Genomic DNA, 18551 nt, shown 5'->3' with positions numbered 1-18551 from the left:
CAGGCTTATCCCTCTTGTTCGTGGCTATTCACCGATGTAGTGCATGACGTGCTTGACACGCAGGTAGTCGTGCAGCCCGAAAACGGACAGGTCCTTGCCGTAGCCGGAGTGCTTGAAGCCTCCGTGCGGCATCTCCGAGACGAACGGGATGTGGGTGTTGACCCACACCACGCCGAAGTCGAGACGGTTCGACACCCGCATCGCCCGGCCGTGGTCGGAGGTCCACACCGAGCCGGAGAGGCCGTACCTGACGCCGTTGGCCTTGGCGACCGCGTCGGCCTCGTCGGAGAAGGTCTGGACGGTGATGACCGGCCCGAACACCTCGTTCTGCACCATCTCGTCGTCCTGCCTGAGGCCGTCGACGATGGTGGGGGCGAAGAAGTAGCCCTGGTCGCCGATCCGGTTCCCGCCGGTCAGGACCTTGGCGTGGCCGGGGACCCGGTCGATGAAGCCGGTGACGCGGGCCAGCTGGTCGGCGTTGTTGAGCGGGCCGTACAGGGCCTCCTCGTCGGAGAGGTCACCGGTCACGGTGCTCGCCGCCGCCTCGGTGAGCGCGGCCACGAACTCGTCGTGGACGTCCTCGTGGACCAGCACGCGACAGGCCGCGGTGCAGTCCTGCCCGGCGTTGTACAGGCCCGCGGTGGCGATGGACTCCGCGGCCGCCTTCAGATCCCTGACGTCGTCGAACACGACGACGGGCGCCTTGCCGCCCAGCTCCAGGTGGACCCGCTTGAGGTCCTCGGCCGCGCTCCTGGCCACGGCCATTCCCGCGCCGACCGAACCGGTGATCGCGACCATCGACGCGGTCGGGTGGCCGACGACCAGCGCGCCGGTCTCCCGGTCGCCGACGACGACGTTGAAGACGCCCTTCGGCAGGACCTCGCCGAGGATCTCGGCCAGCTTCACCGTGGAGACGGGGGTGGTGTCCGAGGGCTTGAGCACGACGGTGTTGCCGGCGGCGAGCGCCGGGGCGATCTTCCAGACCGCCATCATCATCGGGTAGTTCCAGGGGGTGACCTGGCCCACCACGCCGATCGGCTCGTGCCTGATGACGGAGGTGTGGTCGGCGAGGAACTCGCCCGACGTCGGGCCCTCCAGGGTGCGCGCGGCCCCCGCGAAGAAGCGGAAGTGGTCGGCGGCGATCGGGGTCTCGTCCTCGGCCATCCGGGCGCGCGGCTTGCCGGTGTTGCGGCACTCCGCCTCGTTCAGCTCGCCGGCCCGCGCGTCGATCGCGTCGGCCACCTTGAGGAGAAGGTTGGCGCGCTCGCCCGGGGTGGCCTGGCTCCACGACTCGAACGCGGCAGCGGCGGCGGCGTAGGCCGCGTCGACGTCCTCGGGGCCCGACACGGGGGCCTTAAGGTAGATCTCACCGGTGCACGGATCGATGACGTCGGAAAACCGGTCGCTCCTGGTCTCCACGAGTTCGCCGCCGATGTAATTCCGCAGGCGGGGAAGTTCGCTGGTCTCAACCGGGGTGGTCACCGTCGGCCTCCTATGGATCGGGGCTGAGTTGTCGCGACTCTTACAGAGCTAGAGCCCTACGACAAGGGATTTCGTTGTTAAGATACCAAATTGCTACGAAATCGCTTGACAGAAGCCTCGGAACTGACAGCATGTCGCATCCGAGCCGCAACATGACGGCAACAGCCCCGCAACATGACGCCAGGGAGCGCCCATGACGACGCCGCCCAAGGTTCGCCGCGAAAACGACGCCAGGCCCGGCCCCGTCGTCCTCGACGAGATCTCCAAGCAGATCATCGAGCAACTGCAGACGGACGGGCGCAAGCCGTACGCCGCCATCGGCAAGGCCGTGGGACTCTCCGAGGCCGCCGTGCGCCAGCGGGTCCAGCGCCTGCTCGACGCGGGGGTCATGCAGATCGTCGCGGTGACCGACCCGCTGACCTTGGGATTTCCCCGCCAGGCCATGATCGGCATCAAGTGCGAGGGTGACCTGGAGACGGTGGCCGACGAGCTGTCGGCCATCAGGGAGATCGACTACGTCGTGCTGACCGCCGGGTCGCTCGACATCATGGTCGAGGTCGTCTGTGAGAGCGACCAGCACCTTCTGGAGATCCTCGGCAAGATCCGGGCCATCCCGACCGTCCGCGCCACCGAGACCTTCGTCTATCTCAAGCTTCACAAGCAGACCTACTCCTGGGGTACCCGCTGACGGTTCCCCGCGCACCTTTCGCCGCGTCGTGACGGACCGCGAGAGACACCTGTCGTGACAGCCCGCCTCGTCGTGCCCCGACCACAAGAGACGCGTCGCGCACGGGCCGCGAGAGGCCGTGGCAGACCGCGACAGGTCGTGGCAGGTCGTGACGGACCGCGACAGGTCGTGGCAGGCCGGGCGGGCCGTGACGGACATCCTCACCGGCCGGGGTGGGTCTCCAGGACGCCCGCCATCTCGGCGAGGAACTCGTCGACCTCGCCGATCGCGTACCCCGGCCGCAGCATCACCGTGCTGAACCTGGCCTCGCGCACGTCGCCGGGGGTGAGGGGCGTGTCGGTGGTGCCGCGCAGGGTGGCCACGATCCGGTCGAGGAAGGCGTCCACCTCGTCCTCGTTGTAACCCATGCCGAGACGTCCGGGCCTGAAGGCGGCCCGCTCGACCCGGGCGGCGTGATCCTCCCACCCCTCCCCCGGTTCCCCCGGCTCCGGCTCTTCGGGCGCGGCGCGGCGGGCGGGGACGACCGGGCGCCCGTCCGTCCCGGCGGGCCGGGTCTCGATCGCCACGATGAAGGCCTCCAGCGCGAAGTCGACGGCGATCTCGTGGTAGCCGCCGAGCCTGGTGCGGAAACGAGCTCCGCGGATCTCGTCCGCGGTGACCGGCTCCCCCTCCGGGGTGCCCCTGCCGAGGGTGCCCTCGATCCGGCGGATCAGCAGATCCACCTGGTCCGTGTCATATCCCATACGAACCCCGAGAACCCGTGGAAAGCGGTTCAAACCCGCGTCCTTTCGCCTCTCCCCGATTGGTCTTTTACCCGTTGTATCCATTCTGGAGGGGGCCACCGGGGAAAAGCGAGCGGTCAGGGGCGGGTGTGGATCCGGGGGTTCCCGTGGGCGCCGAGACCCGCGGAAACGGCCCCGGTATCGGGGGGCCGGAAATCCCGTGGGATCGACGACACGTGGGCGTGACAGGTTGGATGGCCGGCGTGAATGGCGAAAAGGGAGCCCGGAAGAGGGCTGACCAGCGGGGACGATGGAAAACGGGCCCGGCGGGCAACCTGCGGGAAAGGCGGAAACCGAGCCCGGCGGGTCGGGTGACCCACCGAACTCGGTTTCCATGAAATCTACTTATTTAGTTATTTATCAGGTCGAAGCTCTCCCAGGGACCGACCGCGTCGCGGTCGGCGATCAGCGGCTCTGCTCCGGCGGCCTTGGCGCACACGAGCTTGCCGTTGACCTGGGCCCTGAGACTGACCGAGCCGTCCGGGTTGGTGATGAGCTGGAAGGTCTCCCAGGGACCGGCGCTGTCGCGGTTGGCGATCAGCGGCTGGGCTCCGGCGCCCTCCGCGGCCACGAACTTGTTGTTGACCCTCGCGCGCAGCGCGATGGTGCCGCCGCTCTGGTTGACCCTGTCGAACTGCTGCGCCGTCCCGATGGACGTCCCGTTCGCGATCAGCGGCGAGCTGGTGGAGGCGGTGACGTAGAGGCCGTTCGCCTTGGAGCGCAGGCTGATCGTCCCGTTGCTCGTGCCCCCCGGCAGGCCCAGGGTGGAGGCGGTGCCGCTCAGGGCCTTGACGCCCTGGTTGGCGGAGCCGGTCAGCGTCGTCGAGGCGTAGCCGCTCAGCGGCTTGGCGGTCCGCTCCACGACGTACACGGTGTTGGCGGCGGTGGCGAAGGAGACCTCACCGGTGGAGACGGTGGTCAGGATGGCGTTGTCGGAGGCGCGGCGCACCCGGATCTGCTGGGTGCCCCAGGGGTTGACCACCGTGGCCTGCTTGCCGTGCTGGCTCCTGAGCCCGACGTACTTGATCTCCCCGGCCTCGCGCTCGGAGCTGACGAGGAAGCCGTCCTTGGCCAGGAGGGTGAACTTGCCGACGAAGGAGGAGTCGCCCGGCACCGCGGGGAACACCCTGATCTTGTCGTTGTAGCTCTGCATGAGCGACTCGTTCAGCGCCGACAGGTGCACGCCGAGATACTCGAAGACACCGTTGGTGTTGGTCGTCATGCCGTTGGGGTGGTTCTGGTACTTCTGCAGCATCGTCTTCATGCCCTGGTACGCCTGGTCACCGAGGCCGAGACGGGCCGCCTGGACCGCGTCGTTGGACCAGACGTTGCCGTAGGGGAACGGCCGCTGGTTCCAGGTGTTCACCGCGGTCTGGTAGTCGGGGTAGCCGATACCGGTGATGTTGTACGGCCAGATCAGCTCGGAGGCGACGTTCTCGTTGTTCCTCGACTGCGAGATCGGCGGCTGGTGCGGCTGGTAGGCGTTGTTGACCACGCTGTAGGCGGTCAGGTTGTTCAGGATGTTCTGCCAGTCTCCGCGCAGGCCGGCGTCGAGGCCGAGCTGCTGGCTGACCTGGATCGTGAGCGGGAAGATGCTGCGCACCGCGGCCAGGTCGGTGATCGCGTTGCGGACGTTCCAGTACGTCTCGTGCGAGTTGGAGTTGGCCATGTAGTACTTGCCGGTCGGCCCGTCGAAGGACAGCAGGCCCTTGTAGAGCTTCGCGGTCTCCCGCATGTACGGGTACGCCACGTCCCGCAGGTAGTTCGCGTCGTTGGTGTAGCGGTACTGCAGGTACATGTTGTACGCGGCCTGGTAGCCGGTCGTCAGGATGTTCTTGGTGTAGTCGCTGTTGATCGTGCCGCGCGCGTTGCCGTCCCAGCCCATGGTCTCGGGCACCCACAGCGCGTCGATCCCGTACCGCGTCTGTGTGTACGACTTCAGCCCGTTGTAGTTACGGCTGTAGAGCCGGTTGAAGTTGTTCATCAGTTCGGTGTGGTTGGAGGCGAAGAACGAGTTGTAGACGTCTCGCTGGTTCCAGTACCAGTAGGCGTTGCTCCACTTGGAGTTGTCCTGCGTGGCGCGGAAGACACCGTTGATGAAGTGCAGCGGGTAGTTGCCGTAGCTGCCCGCGGCGATCATGTACGTGCTGAGGTAGTAGACGTTCTCCAGGTAGTCCGCGTCGCGGTTGGAGTTGGAGTACTGGACGAACGACTTGGCCCAGAACGCGTGCCACCAGTTGCGGTAGTTGTTGAACGTGTTGGTGTAGCCGGTGCTCTTGACCGAGGCGAGCTGACTGCGGGCCTGCGCGACCGAGTCGCGGTTGGGGGCGTTGATCCGGCTCGCGGCGGTGAACCAGATGGTGTAGCTGGAGGTGGGCGTGATGTTCAGCCGCACGTTCCTGCCGTTCACGACCTGGGTGGTGAAGTTCGCGCCCTCGACGGTGGCGGCCATGGTGTAGCCGAAGCCTCCTGCGTCGGTCTGGCCCCGGCTGAAACCGGCCACGTTGGCGTCGGAGAAGGTGGAGATCGTCCGCCAGGTGTTCAGGTCGGGCACGTCCGCGATGTTCTGGACGGTGGCCGGGTCCCACATGCTGAGGTCGAAGGCCACGTTGGAGACGCCGCCCCGGGTGTCCTCGACGTGGATGCCCATGACCTCGGAGTTCGGCGACCCCATCACGGTCACGGTCCGGTTGGAGTCGTACTTGGTGGTCAGCGTCCCGTCGTACAGCGACAACCGCTGCTGGAAGTTCGTGTACCCGGTGTCCATGGCCGGGGTGGTGCTGAGGTTCGCCAGGCCCGCCGCGTAGGTCGACTGCTGCGACAGGTCCACCCCCGACACCTGCATCGTCAGGCCGTTCTGGTTCCAGGCCATCGCCCCGGTGCGGCCGTTGCCGACGGTGAGCCCCTGAATCGGGTTGGTGTTGGGGCGGTTGTAGACGATGTCGTGCTTCGACAGGTACGACCCGTAGTCGACCTTCAGAGCCCCGGTCGCCTGGTCGAAGGCCGTGTCACCCGGTGCCGCCCATGCCGGCACGGCCATGCCGACCGAGGCCAGGCATGTCACGAGGAACCACATGAGTAAGAGGCGTACTGGTTTTCTCGACATGATCTTCCTTAATCGCCACCGGGGACGGCGGCCACGCCGCCCCGCCTTGACCAAGCGCGCGACTCATCCACCCACGTGGCCGGCGCCTCCGCCTGGGGAGGGCGGGTCGCTTCGGCGTGACGGATGCGGTGGATGGGTGACGTGATGCAGAGGGAGCACGCCGGGGAGTTAGGGAGCCGCCGCCGGCAATCGGCGACCGGCGGCGGCTCCCTAACTTCCCCGTAGGTACAGATCCGTCACCGGGACACCTGTGGTCACAGGCAGGGCCTGCTTCACACTCGGTAGATCGGATCTGTCAGCCGTAGTTAACATCGGACGTCTGCGCGCGTCAAGATAGGAAATATTCCCTTTGGACGGGAAAAATTAGCCTTCCGATCACAGTAAGTCGCTGACCAGGCCATATTTTGTCCATTCCCGCCGGAAATTACAGCCCGCCGCAAATAAATACATCCGATGTATCAAGATCATCGAGAGCGGATCGCGCGTAACACCCCTGACGCATTGACGCTTTCGCCGGTTCGTGCGAATCTTTTGTCGTACGGCGGCGTATGTATCGACATCTCCGCCGAAAGGTTGTCACCAGGTGCGGCGGCGCGCTCCTCTACCCCCTAGGAGTAGGCGTATGCGCCGGATCCCGCGAGTTCTCCTCGCGCTGGCCGTCATGATTACCGGAGCCATCGCGCTGATACCCGGTACCGCCTCGGCGGCCCCCCTGACCAAGGTCCTCATCTTCTCCAAGACCGCCGGCTTCCGGCATTCCTCCATCCCCGTCGGGATCACCGCCATCCAGCAGCTCGGCGCGGCCAACGGCTTCACCGTCACCGCGACCGAGGACGCGGGGGCCTTCACCACCGCCAACCTCGCCCAGTACCAGGCGGTCATCTGGCTGTCGACCACCGGCGACGTGCTCAACGCCACGCAGCAGACCGCGTTCCAGTCGTACATCGCGAGTGGCGGCGGATACGTCGGCGTCCACGCCGCGGCCGACACCGAGTACGACTGGCCCTGGTACAACGGCCTGGTCGGGGCGTACTTCGCCTCCCACCCCGCCACCCAGCAGGCGACGATCCGCGTCGAGGACCGGGCGAACCCGTCCACCTCGCACCTCGCGCCCACCTGGACCCGCACCGACGAGTGGTACAACTACCGCACCAACCCGCGCAACGCCGTCAAGGTGCTGGCCAACCTGGACGAGTCGTCCTACAGCGGCGGCGGCATGGGCGCCGACCACCCGATCACCTGGTGCCAGGATTACCAGGGCGGACGGGCCTGGTACACCGGCCTCGGTCACACCGACGAGTCCTACACCGACCCCAACTTCACCGCGTCGCTGCTCGGCGGCATCCAGGTCGCCGCGAAGGCCAAGGCCGCCGACTGCCGTCCCGAGACCGGCTACACGTCGCTGTTCGACGGCACGCAGGCCAGCCTGAACCGCTGGCGGCAGGCCGGTGCCGGCAGCTTCACCCTCGCCAACGGCACGCTGTCCTCCGTCGGCGGCATGGGCCTGCTCTGGTACCCCGTCTCGACCTTCTCCAACTACTCGCTCAAGCTCGACTGGATGATGCCGGGCGACGACAACGGCGGCGTCTTCATCGGCTTCCCCGACCCGGGTAACGACCCGTGGCAGCCGGTCGACCTGGGACACGAGATCCAGATCGACGCCACCGACGCCGACCCCAGCCGCACCACGGGCAGCGTCTACAGCTTCAAGGCGCCCGACACCGCCGCACGCGCCGCGGCGCTCAACCCGCCCGGCTCCTGGAACACCTACGAGATCGCGGTACACGGGCAGCGCGTCGAGATCTACCTCAACGGCACCAAGATCAACGACTACACGAGCACCCGGAACATCGCCAACGGCTACATCGGCATCCAGAACGACGGCGCGGGCCTGGACATCAACTACCGCAACATCCGCATCAAGCAGGACGGCCCGACCAACCCGCCGACCAGCGACCTGGCGCAGGGCAAGCCGGTCACGACCTCCAGCGTGGAGGCCGGCAGCGCGCACGTCGCGGCGAACGCGGTGGACGGCAACCCCGCCACCCGCTGGGGCAGCGCCTACGCCGACCCGCAGTGGATCAGCGTCGACCTGGGCGCGAACTACAACCTCAACCGGGTCCGGCTGAACTGGGAGGCCGCCTACGGCAGGGCGTACCAGGTCCAGACCTCCACCAACAACACCACCTGGACCAACGTCTACTCCACCACCACCTCGGACGGCGGCGTCGACGACCTCACCCTCACCGGGACCGGACGCTACGTCCGCGTCTACGGCACCCAGCGTTCGCTACCCGCCTACGGCTACTCCCTGTGGGACCTCAACGTCTACGGCACCCCCGCCACCTCGACGCCCACGCCCACGCTGCTGTCCACCGGCAAGCCGGTCACGACCAGCAGTGTGGAGACCGGCAGCGCGCACGTCGGGACGAACGCGGTGGACGGCAACCCCGCCACCCGCTGGAGCAGCGCCTACGCCGACCCGCAGTGGATCACGGTTGACCTGGGCACCACCCGATCCATCAACCGGGTCCGGCTGAACTGGGAGGCCGCCTACGGCAGGGCGTACCAGGTCCAGACCTCCACCAACAACACCACCTGGACCAACGTCCACTCCACCACCACGAGCGACGGCGGCGTCGACGACCTCACCGTCACCGGGACCGGACGTTACGTCCGCGTCTACGGCACCCAGCGCGCCCTGCCCGCCTACGGCTACTCGCTGTGGGACTTCGACGTCTACGGCACCTGACAGACCCTCCCCGCACGCATCTGCCTTTTCACCCCCCAGGAGACCTTCGTGTTAGGTTTCACGCGCCTTCGTACGGCCTTAGGCGTTCTCGTTCTCGCTCTCGCCACCGCTGCGACGGGAGCCACCGGCACCACCGCCGCGGCGTCGACCACCGCCACCACCTCCACGTCGGGCGCCGCCGCCGCTTTCGCTCCCCCGCCGACCAGCGCCTTCGAGAAGGTCAAGCTGGACGGCGGGCTGTCGATGGGCGAGCCCATCGAGCTCTCCGTCCTGCCCGACGGCAAGGTCCTCTACATCAACCGGGGCACCACCTCCGGCGGCGGCCAGGTCCGCCTGTACAACCCCACGACCAAGGCCACGACCGTCGCGCTCACCGTCCAGCTGGACGCGCGCTTCGAGGACGGGCTCATCGGCATCACCCTCCACCCGCAGTTCGCCACCAACCGCTGGGTGTACCTCTTCTACTCGCCCAAGGTGACGCCGCTGGTGAACCGGATCTCCCGGTTCACCTTCAACACCACCACCAACGTCCTCGACCCGGGCAGCGAGGACATGATCATCGAGTGGCCCACCGAGCGTGAGCTGTGCTGCCACTCGGCCGGCTCGATGAGCTGGGACACCAACAACAACCTGTACTTCGCCGTCGGCGACAACACCAACTCCGGCGGCGACTCGGCGGGCATGGCCCCGATCGACGAGCGCACCAGCCGCAACCCGCAGTACGACGCGCAGCGCACCTCCGGCAACACCAACGACCTGCGCGGCAAGATCAACCGGATCCACCCGGAGAACAACGGCACCTACACGATCCCCGCGGGCAACCTCTTCGCGCCGGGCACCGCGCAGACCAGGCCCGAGATCTACATCATGGGCACCCGCAACCCGTACCGGATCTGGGTCGACAAGAAGTCGAACAACACCCTGCACTGGGGTGAGGTCGGCCCCGACGCGAACGCGACCCTCGCCAACCGCGGCCCCGCCGCCTACGACGAGTTCAACCGCGCCACCGGCCCCGGCAACTACGGCTGGCCCTACTGCGGCGGACCCAACGTCGCCTACAACGACTGGGACTTCGCGGCCAACGCCCCCCGCGGCTGGTTCCCCTGCGGCGGCACGACCGGCCCGGTGAACAACTCGCCGCGCAACACCGGCCTGCAGCAGCTTCCCCCCACCAAGCCTTCGCTGGTCTGGGAGCAGCACGGCGGCAGCAAGGAGTGGCCCGCCCTGGACAACCCCGGCGGCTGCGGCTCCCCCAACCACGCCGAGGTCTACCACTACGACCCGAACCTCGTCTCGGACGTGAAGTGGCCCGCCTACTACGACAACAAGCTGCTGATCTCCGAGTACTGCCGTAACTGGATCAAGGAGGTCCAGTTCAACAACGGCAACCCGACCACGGGGACGCCGACCATCATCGAGCCGGTGCTCGCGGGAATGAACCTCGTGCACCCCATCGACATGGAGTTCGGCCCCGACGGCTCGCTCTACCTGCTGGAGTACGGCAGCGGCTACTTCTCCGGCGCCGCCGACGCCGGCCTCTACAAGATCAACCACGTGCAGGGCGGCCGGTCGCCGATCGCCCAGGCCACAGTCAACAGGGACAACGGGCTCGCCCCGCTGGCGGTCACCTTCTCCAGCGTCGGAACCTCCGACCCCGACGGTGACGCGCTCACCTACGCCTGGGACTTCGACGACAACGGCACCGTCGACTCCACCGCCGCCAACCCCTCGTACACCTACACGACCAACGGCGACAAGCGGGCCAGGCTCACCGTCAGGGACCCGGGCAATCGCACCGGAACCGTCGTGATCCCCATCGTGGTGGGCAACAACCGGCCCACGGTGACGCTGAACGGCCTCCCCGCCGGAGGTATGTACAGCTGGGGTGACGACCTGGTCTCGACCGCGACCGCGACCGACGCGCAGGACGGCACGCCCCCCTGCGCCAACGTCGTCATCCGCGCCGCGCTCGGCCACCAGGAACACGCCCACGAGGAGGGCCAGGGCACCGGCTGCGGCTTCACCGTGAACACCGGTCCCATCCACGCCGGGCTCGACGCCGTGCAGTTCTTCGTGATCCGCAGCAGCTACACCGACCGCGGCGCGACCGGCAGCGTCCCGCTCACCGGCGAGAAGGAGATCACGCTCTGGCCCAAGCAGTGGCAGGCCGAGCACTACGCGCAGCTCAACGGCCCCAGGGTCGTCGACCAGGCCGCCGCGGAAGGCGCCAAGCGGCTCGGTGACATCCAGAGCGGCGAGTGGGTCAAGCACCACGCCGTCAGTCTCAAGGGCATCACCGGCGTGAAGGCTCGCGTCTCCTCCGCCAACGCGGGCGGCGTCCTGTCGTTCCGCTTCGACTCGCCCACCGGCCCCGAGGTCGCCCGCGTCACGGTCGGCAGCACCGGCGGCTGGGACAACTACGCCGAGGTGACCGCCCCCGTCACCAAGCCCGACGACAACACCCACGACCTGTATCTCGTCTTCACCGGGACCAACACCGGCACCAACGCCCTGTTCGACCTGGACAGCTACACCTTCACCGGTGCCGGGGCCAGCACCCCGCCCGGCAACCCCAACCCGGGCGGCGACATCGCGCAGGGCAAGCCGGTCACGACCTCCAGCGTGGAGACCGGCAGCGCGCACGTCGGGGCGAACGCGGTGGACGGCAACTCCGCCACCCGCTGGAGCAGCCTCTACGCCGACCCGCAGTGGATCACCGTCGACCTGGGCGCGAGCTACAACCTCAACCGGGTCCGGCTGAACTGGGAGGCGTCCTTCGGCAGGGCCTACCAGGTCCAGACCTCGCCCAACAACACCACCTGGACCAACGTCTACTCCACCACCACTTCTGACGGCGGAGTCGACGACCTCACCGTCAGCGGGACCGGCCGCTACGTGCGGGTCTACGGCACCCAGCGCGCCCTGCCCGCCTACGGCTACTCGCTGTGGGACCTCAGCGTCTACGGCACCCCGGCCACCTCGAACCCGTCACTGCTGTCCATCGGCAAGCCGGTCACGACCAGCAGCGTCGAGGAGGGCAACGGGCGAGTCGGGGCCTTGGCCGTGGACGGCGACCCCGCCACCCGCTGGAGCAGCCTCTACAGCGACCCCCAGTGGATCACGGTCGACCTGGGCGCCAACCGCACCGTCAACCGCGTCCGGCTGAACTGGGAGGCCGCCTACGGCAGGGCCTACCAGGTCCAGACCTCCACCAACAACACCACCTGGACCAACGTCTACTCCACCACCACGAGCGACGGAGGTGTGGACGACCTCACCGTCAGCGGCAACGGCCGCTACGTGCGGGTCTACGGCACCCAGCGCTCACTGCCCGCCTACGGCTACTCGCTGTGGGACTTCGACGTCTACGGCAGCTGACCCCGTGAACGCGGCCGGAACTTCGATGTCTGAAGGCAGCTGACCTCGTGGCCGCGAAGCCGAACAGCACATAACACCGAACAGTCTCAACGCTAACGGAGACCTCGCCTCAACGCGGGGTCTCCGTTGCCGTCTCCGTCCCCGGGCCGATGTACGAGGTCGGCCGCGCGCAGTGCGTCGTTTTCCCGGCTCGCCGACGTCAGTCAGCCCGCAGGAGGGTGTGCAACTCGGCGGTTTCGAGGATGTGTGCCCGTGAGGGGAAGACCCGATGGAGCAGGACGTCGTGCGCTTCGGGGTCGGGGTCGGCGACGCCGTCGGCCAGGACGTAGAGCCGGTAGTCGCGGTCGGCCGCGTCGAGGACGGTGGACAGGACGACGCCGCTGGTACTGATGCCCGCGATGATCAGAGTGGTGACGCCCTGTTCGCGCAGCCGCTGATCGAGGTCGGTGGTGGACAGGCCTCCGTAACGGATCTTACGCACGATGATGTCTCCGTCCTGGGGAGCGAGACGTTCGTGAACAGCGGTGTCAAGGTCCGCGTGGTGCATGAGACGGTGCTGCGCGATCGGTGCGAAAGACCTGTTGGTGGGCGGGATCGCGGCCCAGTCGGCCTCGGTGAAGCCGACCCGGACATAGGCGACGGTGCCGCCCCTGGCGCGAACGTCGGCGATTACCTTTTCCATGCGTCCCAGCAGGGCTTCACTGTCGCTTTCGGGGAGCAGCGCGAGGATCGCGGGCTGATAGTCCATGACGAGCAGGGTGGTGTGCGCGGGGTCGAGTACGGGGGTGGCGCTCATGCGAGTGTTCGCCTTTCCAGTGGCGCCTGGTCGGCGTTCTTGTGTTGTGGTGTGCGGTCGTGTCGAGGGAGAAGGAGCGGGGTCGCCAGAAGGAGGAGACCGGCGATCGCGATCGCGGTGCGAGGGCCGGTGAGGCCGGCCAGCAGGCCCCACAGTCCGGTCATGGCCGCGATGGTGGTTTTACTGGTGATCGACCAGGCGGACAGGGTGCGGGCGATCCGGTCCGACGGGAGCTGTTCGAGCCGGTAGGTGGCGAACACCGGGTTGAACACGCCCATACAGGTGATCAGCCCGAATTCGACGGCGATGACGAGGAAGAGCCCGGTGGGGCCGGGGTGGATGAAGGCCAATCCGAGTGGCCAGCACGCGCGCAGCGTTCCGACGGTGAGCATGACCTTGTGCTGTCCGTACCGTGCGAGGAGCGGGCGGGCCAGTCGCGAGCCGATGAGGCCGCCGACGCAGGGGACGCCGAAGGCGAGGCCGTACTGCCAGGGCGCGAATCCGAGGTCGCCGAGCATGAGGACGGCGAGCAACGGTGAGACTGCCATGATCAGGCCGCTGACCAGGACGGTGTTGAAGAACAACGGGCGCAGCGCCGGGCTGGCGAGGATGTACCGCCATCCCTCCAGCAGGTCGCCGGCTCCAGGCCGGGATGGTGTGGCGGTTCGCGCGGGACGTGGCTCCCGCCCGCCGATGGCGCGGATCCCCACGGCCGAGAGCAGGAAACTGACCGCGTTGGCCACCACGCTCGCCACCGGGCCCAGCAGCCCGATCGCGGCGGTACCGAGCGGCGGCCCGAGCGCGGTGGCGGTCCAGGTCGTGGCCTCGAACCGCCCGTTCGCGACGAGCAGGTCCTCGGGCCGGACGAGCGCCTTCAGACATGCTCCGCTCGCGGCGGTGAAGGCGATGTCGGCCGCACCGACAACGACCGCCACGACCAGGAGCTGAGTGAAACTCAGCCGGCCGAGCACGTAGGCGGCGGGAACACTCATCAGCGCCGCGAACCGGATCAGGTCCATCGCGATCATCACCGGCCGTTTGCGCCGAAACTCCATCCACGGCCCGAGCGGCACCGCGACCACCGCCCCGACCGCGAGTCCCGCGGCGGCCAGAACCGACACCTCGGCGGGCCCCGCGTCCAGGGCGAGAATCGCGATCAGGGCGAACGCGTCGAACGCGAGCCGTGTGCCGAACGTGCTGACCGCGTACGCGGCCCAGAACCACCCGAACCGCCGCCCCAGCGACCTTCCCAACGCGCACCCCGCCATCTCCAGAAAACAACCATCCGTTGATTGAGAGATCAAAACGCGCAGCAAGTAGGCAGGTCAAACAACCAGCTGACCGAAGACGCACAACTGTGAGTTGTACACTAAGGTCGGTTGGTGTGGATCTAGATACTGTGCGAACGTTCGTCGCCGTCGTGGACACCGGCCAGTTCCAGGACGCCGCCGCGGATCTGTCGATCACTCAGCAGGCCGTCTCCAAGCGCATCGCCGGGCTGGAGAAGAACCTCGCCGTGCGGCTGTTCACCCGCACCGCGCGCGGGGCCCGGCTCACCATCGACGGGCAGGCGTTCCTGCCCCACGCGCGCGAGCTGCTGCGCGTCGCCGAGCGCGCGGTCGCGTCCGTGCTCCCCGGCAGCCGTCCGCTGCGCGTCGACGTGATCGCCTCGCGCAGCGCGGCGTCGGGCCTGATGCGCGGCTTCCACCGCGCGCACCCCGAGATCGAGCTCGACGTGGTGATGCTGTTCGATATCGAGGCGGCCCTCGCCGCCATCCGGTCCGGTGCGATCGACGCGTCCTTCCGCGCCGTCGCCGTGCCTGGCCGGCCCCTTCCCGAGGACATCGAGTCTGCCCGGGTGCTCGACGAAACGCTCCAGCTCCTCACCGGTCCCGCCCACGCGCTGGCCGGCGCCCGGTCGGTGACCGTCGCCCAGCTCGCCGGGCACCGGATCTGGATGCCCGGCATCGTCCCCGGTACCGAGTGGGCCGCCTACTACGACGATCTCGTCGCCGAGTTCGGCCTCACCATCGAGGCGACCGGCCCCAACTTCGGCTCCGACGCGCTCCTCGACACCATCGCCGACACCCCGGCCCTGGCCACTTTCATGGGCGGGCAGACCCGCCTGGTCTGGCCCGCCGGCCACGGCCTGCGCCGCATCCCGGTGACCGGCCCGACGCCCGTCTACCCGCACTCGCTCCTGTGGCGCCGCGACAACCCCCACCCGGCGCTGGCCACCCTCCGTGCCCACCTCGCCGCGACAGCGGCCGGCCACGACGCCGCCGGGACCTGGGCGCCGGGCTGGGTGCTTCCGCACTGAAACGCCGCCGCGACAGGTGACGGCAAAGCGGATGATCACGGTATGGTTGCGGCTTATGCGGCTCTCCACAGTGTCCTTCCGATACTCGCGGCGCGGCCCCTGGGTCCTGCGGGATGTCGAGCTCACGCTCCGTCCCGGTTCCGTCATCGAGGTCACCGGCCGCAACGGCGCGGGAAAATCGACGCTGCTGCGGTTGCTCGCGGGCTTCGTCCCCCCGTCCCGAGGCTCGATCTCCGATCGGCCCGGCGTCGTCGGCTACGCCCCCGACGTGTTCCCCGTGGACCAGCCGTTCACCGTCGCCGCCTACCTCGCCCACATGGCCAGGATCCGGGGCATCTCCTCCACCTCCGCCGCCGGGAACCTGGCGGAACGGCTGAACGCGACCCACCTGCTGGAGCAGCCACTCGGCGACCTGTCCAAGGGCAGCGCGCAGAAGGTGGGACTCATCCAGTCACTGCTGGCCCCACCGGACCTGCTCATTCTGGACGAACCCTTCGCCGGGCTCGACGAGCAGACCCGCACCGAACTCCCCGTGATCATCGAAGAGATCGCCGCACGTGGCGGAACGGTCGCGGTCAGCGACCACCAGAAGCAACTCCAGGACTTCCCCGGCGCCGACCACTGGCTCGTCGTGGACGGCAACGTCACCACCGGCACCCGCGCCTCTTCCCCGCGCGACACCTCCTCGGAAGAATCGTCCCCGCAGGTGGTCATCGAGGTGATCGTGGACGCGGACGACGCCGACGAGGTGGAACAGAAGCTCCGCGCCGACGGCTACCTCACCAGGCGGTCCTCATGATCCACCTCGTACGCTTCAAGCTCGCCGCCTACGCCCGGTCGCACCGGCTGCTCCAGCCGATGATCGGGCTCTTCGCGATGCTGATCATCTTCTACTCCACGCTGACCCCGCCCGGCAAGGAGCTGTCCGCGTACGCCGACTCGGCCGGGTTGCTGATCCTCATCTTCGCCTGGGCCGCCCGAGGGCTGCTCGACACCGAGCCCCCGACGCAGCGGCTGATCTCCATGACGGCCGCTGGACGGCCCGGCCGCGAGATCGGAGCCGGGCTGCTCGCCGCGCTGGCCGTCAACCTCGGCATGGCGGCGATCGCGATCGGGCTCCCGCTGATCCACGGCTTCGCGGCCATGCCCACCTCCGCCGACCTGACGCTCGGCATCGCGCTGCACGTGCTCGGCGTGAGCGCGGGAACGGCCCTGGGCGCCCTGACCAGCCGCCCGATCCTGGCCTCCCCCGCCGTCTCGATGCTCGCCCTCTTCGGCGGCTATCTCGCCCTGCTGCTGATCAGCCTCACCCCCGTGGGCCGCCTCTCGGTGCCGATCATGCCCTGGATGCGCGCCGCCAACGACGGCCTGCTCGACACCGTCCTCCTCCCCATCTCCGCCGCCACCCTCTTCTGGACCGCCGCAGCCGTCATCCTGTACACGCGCATCCGCCGCCTGAACCCCTGAACGGGATTTCGAGGCCCGTTACCGGCCCGAGTTACACAGGCATGGGTGTCGTTGAACCACCGGACTCGCCGTGGTTCAACGACACCCACTCACTTGACAGCCATACAAATCTCACCCGGATGAGCATCCGGGCGGAGACCCGCCTCCGGGGTTAGAAGGCGGGCGAGGCCGCGACCGGACCGGCCGCCCAGTGGTTCGGGCCGGTCGGCCACGTCCGCGACGGCGTCTGCTGCTTGAGCACGCTCTCCTCGGGCGTGCCCACGGCGCAGCGCGTGCCGCGCGGCGGCACCTTCAGCGAGATCAGGTACTCGTCGAAGATGTCCGTCTGGCACTTGTCCTTGCCGTAGATGCGGTGTCCCCAGCCCTCGTATGTGAGCAACACCGCCTTGGACCCGAGCTGACGGGCCGCGTTGGCGGACCATATCCACGGGGTGGCCGGATCGTGCAGGGAGTTCCCGAGCAGCAGCGGGGCGTCGCCCGTGTATCGCAGTGCGTGCGGCGCGTTGGTGGTCGGGTAGTTCATGCAGATCGGCAGATCGTCGATCGGGTACGGGTGGTACCCCGTGTCGGGTGCGAGCCCGCTGGAGACACGCATGAGTGCGGCGTACTCCGAGTAGTTACGCACCTGGAGGTTGTAGTCCTGGCAGAGAACCGCGGTCGGCAGATGCGCGACATCACCCTCCACGGGCTGCCGGCCGGACAGCGGGGGCACCCACTCCGGCTCCGGGCCGCCGTCCAACCAGTTGATCACCTGGCTCAGAATGTTCCAGGCCGGTCCCTCGGTGCCCAGCGCGGCGTTGTAGATGACCTGCAACTCGGTCATCGTCTGGCCCGTGCTCGGGTACTTCAGCTCACCGCGCCGCGCCTTCTCCCGCAGGCCCTTCCAGATCCCACGGATGTCACGCCCGTACAGGACGCAGCTGGTGTCCTGCTCGCACCAGCCGACGAACTCGTCGAACGCGTCCTCGATGGCGATCGCCTCGGTGGCCAGGAAGCCCGCGACGCCGAGGCTGTGGTCCATGTTGCTGTCGAGCCCGAGGGCCCGGACGCGGCCGGGGAACAGCTCGGCGTACATCTGGCCGATCAGCGTGCCGTACGAGATCCCGTAATAGGTGAGCTTCTCCTCACCCAGGGCGGCGCGCAGCGCGTCCAGGTCACGGGCGACGTCGGCGGAATCGACGTGGTCGTACAGCGGACCGGTACGAGCGCGGCAGTCGGCGTGCAGCTTCTTGGTGAACGCGTTCCAGGCGTCGAAGTCGGCCTGGCTTTTCATGACGGTGTGCGGCATCCGGTTGTACACCGACGCCGAGCAGATCACCGGGTTGCTGCGCCCCACGCCCCGAGGGTCGAACCCGACGATGTCGAACCGTCGCTGCAGTTCCTCGGTGTAGGACCCGGGGGCGCCGTACACGGCCTCCACGCCCGACCCGCCCGGACCACCGGGATTGATCACCAGCGAACCGACCCGCGCGGCCGGATCCGTGGCCTTCCGCCGCGCGACGGCGATGTCGACCTTCGCCCCGCCCGGCTTCGACCAGTCGATGGGCACGCTCAGCGTGCCGCACTCGGCGGCAGGCTCCTCCTCACAAGGCGCCCACGCGATGGTTTGCGCCCTCAGGACTTCGGTGTCCGCGCTGGCCATCCCGACCGGTAAAACCGTCACCGTCGCCAGGAGGACGGCGAACCAAGAGGTTCTTCTTCGCACAATGCTCCAGTCTCTAGTCGATCTTCTGTCGTAACGCGCGACGCTAGCCGATCACCACATATTCGAAGGCAGAAA

Annotated in this window: 12 protein-coding genes; 6 read left to right on the top strand and 6 right to left on the bottom strand. The window is 68.1% G+C overall.

Translation table 11 applies throughout. The annotated features are described in order from the left end of the window. Positions 1–24: 24 nt before the first annotated feature. Positions 25–1482, bottom strand: a complete 1458-nt coding sequence (locus tag OG587_RS16790) for a gamma-aminobutyraldehyde dehydrogenase (RefSeq protein ID WP_329091342.1) — start codon at positions 1480–1482, stop codon at positions 25–27. A gap of 193 nt (positions 1483–1675) precedes the next feature. Between OG587_RS16790 and OG587_RS16785 the strand changes: the two genes are divergently transcribed. Beyond that, positions 1676–2170: an Lrp/AsnC family transcriptional regulator gene (locus tag OG587_RS16785; RefSeq protein WP_329091340.1), complete on the top strand. Its 495-nt coding sequence runs from the start codon at positions 1676–1678 to the stop codon at positions 2168–2170. Between the two features lie 200 nt (positions 2171–2370). On the opposite strand, the gene OG587_RS16780 is transcribed toward OG587_RS16785, so the two are convergent. Further along, positions 2371–2913, bottom strand: a complete 543-nt coding sequence (locus OG587_RS16780; protein ID WP_329091338.1) for a DivIVA domain-containing protein — start codon at positions 2911–2913, stop codon at positions 2371–2373. A gap of 388 nt (positions 2914–3301) precedes the next feature. Then, entirely contained in the window at positions 3302–6058 is a 2757-nt protein-coding gene (locus tag OG587_RS16775) for a glycosyl hydrolase family 95 catalytic domain-containing protein (RefSeq protein WP_329091337.1), read from the bottom strand. Between the two features lie 622 nt (positions 6059–6680). Between OG587_RS16775 and OG587_RS16770 the strand changes: the two genes are divergently transcribed. Beyond that, a complete protein-coding gene (locus OG587_RS16770) occupies positions 6681–8810 on the top strand; it encodes a ThuA domain-containing protein (RefSeq protein WP_329091336.1) in 2130 nt (709 codons plus the stop codon). Positions 8811–8858: 48 nt separating this feature from the next. Further along, entirely contained in the window at positions 8859–12188 is a 3330-nt protein-coding gene (locus OG587_RS16765) for a galactose-binding domain-containing protein (protein WP_329091334.1), read from the top strand. Positions 12189–12387: 199 nt separating this feature from the next. Here the strand turns inward: OG587_RS16765 and OG587_RS16760 are convergent, their stop codons facing one another. Both OG587_RS16760 and OG587_RS16755 read right to left on the bottom strand, forming a co-directional pair. Further along, entirely contained in the window at positions 12388–12984 is a 597-nt protein-coding gene (locus OG587_RS16760) for a cysteine hydrolase family protein (protein WP_329091332.1), read from the bottom strand. Next, the gene (locus OG587_RS16755) at positions 12981–14237 is read right to left on the bottom strand and encodes an MFS transporter (RefSeq protein WP_329091330.1); all 1257 of its coding nucleotides are present in this window, start codon (positions 14235–14237) and stop codon (positions 12981–12983) included. Before OG587_RS16755 ends, OG587_RS16760 begins: the two co-directional genes overlap by 4 nt. 146 nt (positions 14238–14383) lie before the next feature. On the opposite strand from OG587_RS16755, the gene OG587_RS16750 reads away from it, so the two are divergent. From OG587_RS16750 to OG587_RS16740, 3 genes are read left to right on the top strand one after another with little or no spacing between them, the layout of a single operon-like run. Further along, positions 14384–15304: a LysR family transcriptional regulator gene (locus tag OG587_RS16750; protein WP_329091328.1), complete on the top strand. Its 921-nt coding sequence runs from the start codon at positions 14384–14386 to the stop codon at positions 15302–15304. Positions 15305–15359: 55 nt separating this feature from the next. Beyond that, on the top strand, positions 15360–16103 hold the full coding sequence (locus OG587_RS16745) for an ABC transporter ATP-binding protein (protein ID WP_329091327.1): 744 nt from the start codon (positions 15360–15362) through the stop codon (positions 16101–16103). Then, complete coding sequence (locus OG587_RS16740; RefSeq protein ID WP_329091325.1) at positions 16100–16771, top strand: hypothetical protein; 672 nt, start codon at positions 16100–16102, stop codon at positions 16769–16771. The genes OG587_RS16745 and OG587_RS16740 overlap by 4 nt, the downstream gene beginning before the upstream one ends. 151 nt (positions 16772–16922) lie before the next feature. Here OG587_RS16740 and OG587_RS16735 read toward each other — a convergent pair whose 3' ends face one another. Then, a complete protein-coding gene (locus OG587_RS16735; protein WP_329091323.1) occupies positions 16923–18434 on the bottom strand; it encodes an alpha/beta fold hydrolase in 1512 nt (503 codons plus the stop codon). Between the last annotated feature and the right edge of the window lie 117 nt (positions 18435–18551).

Source organism: Streptosporangium sp. NBC_01469 (assembly GCF_036227305.1).
Lineage (GTDB): Bacteria > Actinomycetota > Actinomycetes > Streptosporangiales > Streptosporangiaceae > Streptosporangium.
Note: the sequence above shows the minus strand (reverse complement) of the source record. Positions and strands in the feature narration are given on the sequence as shown.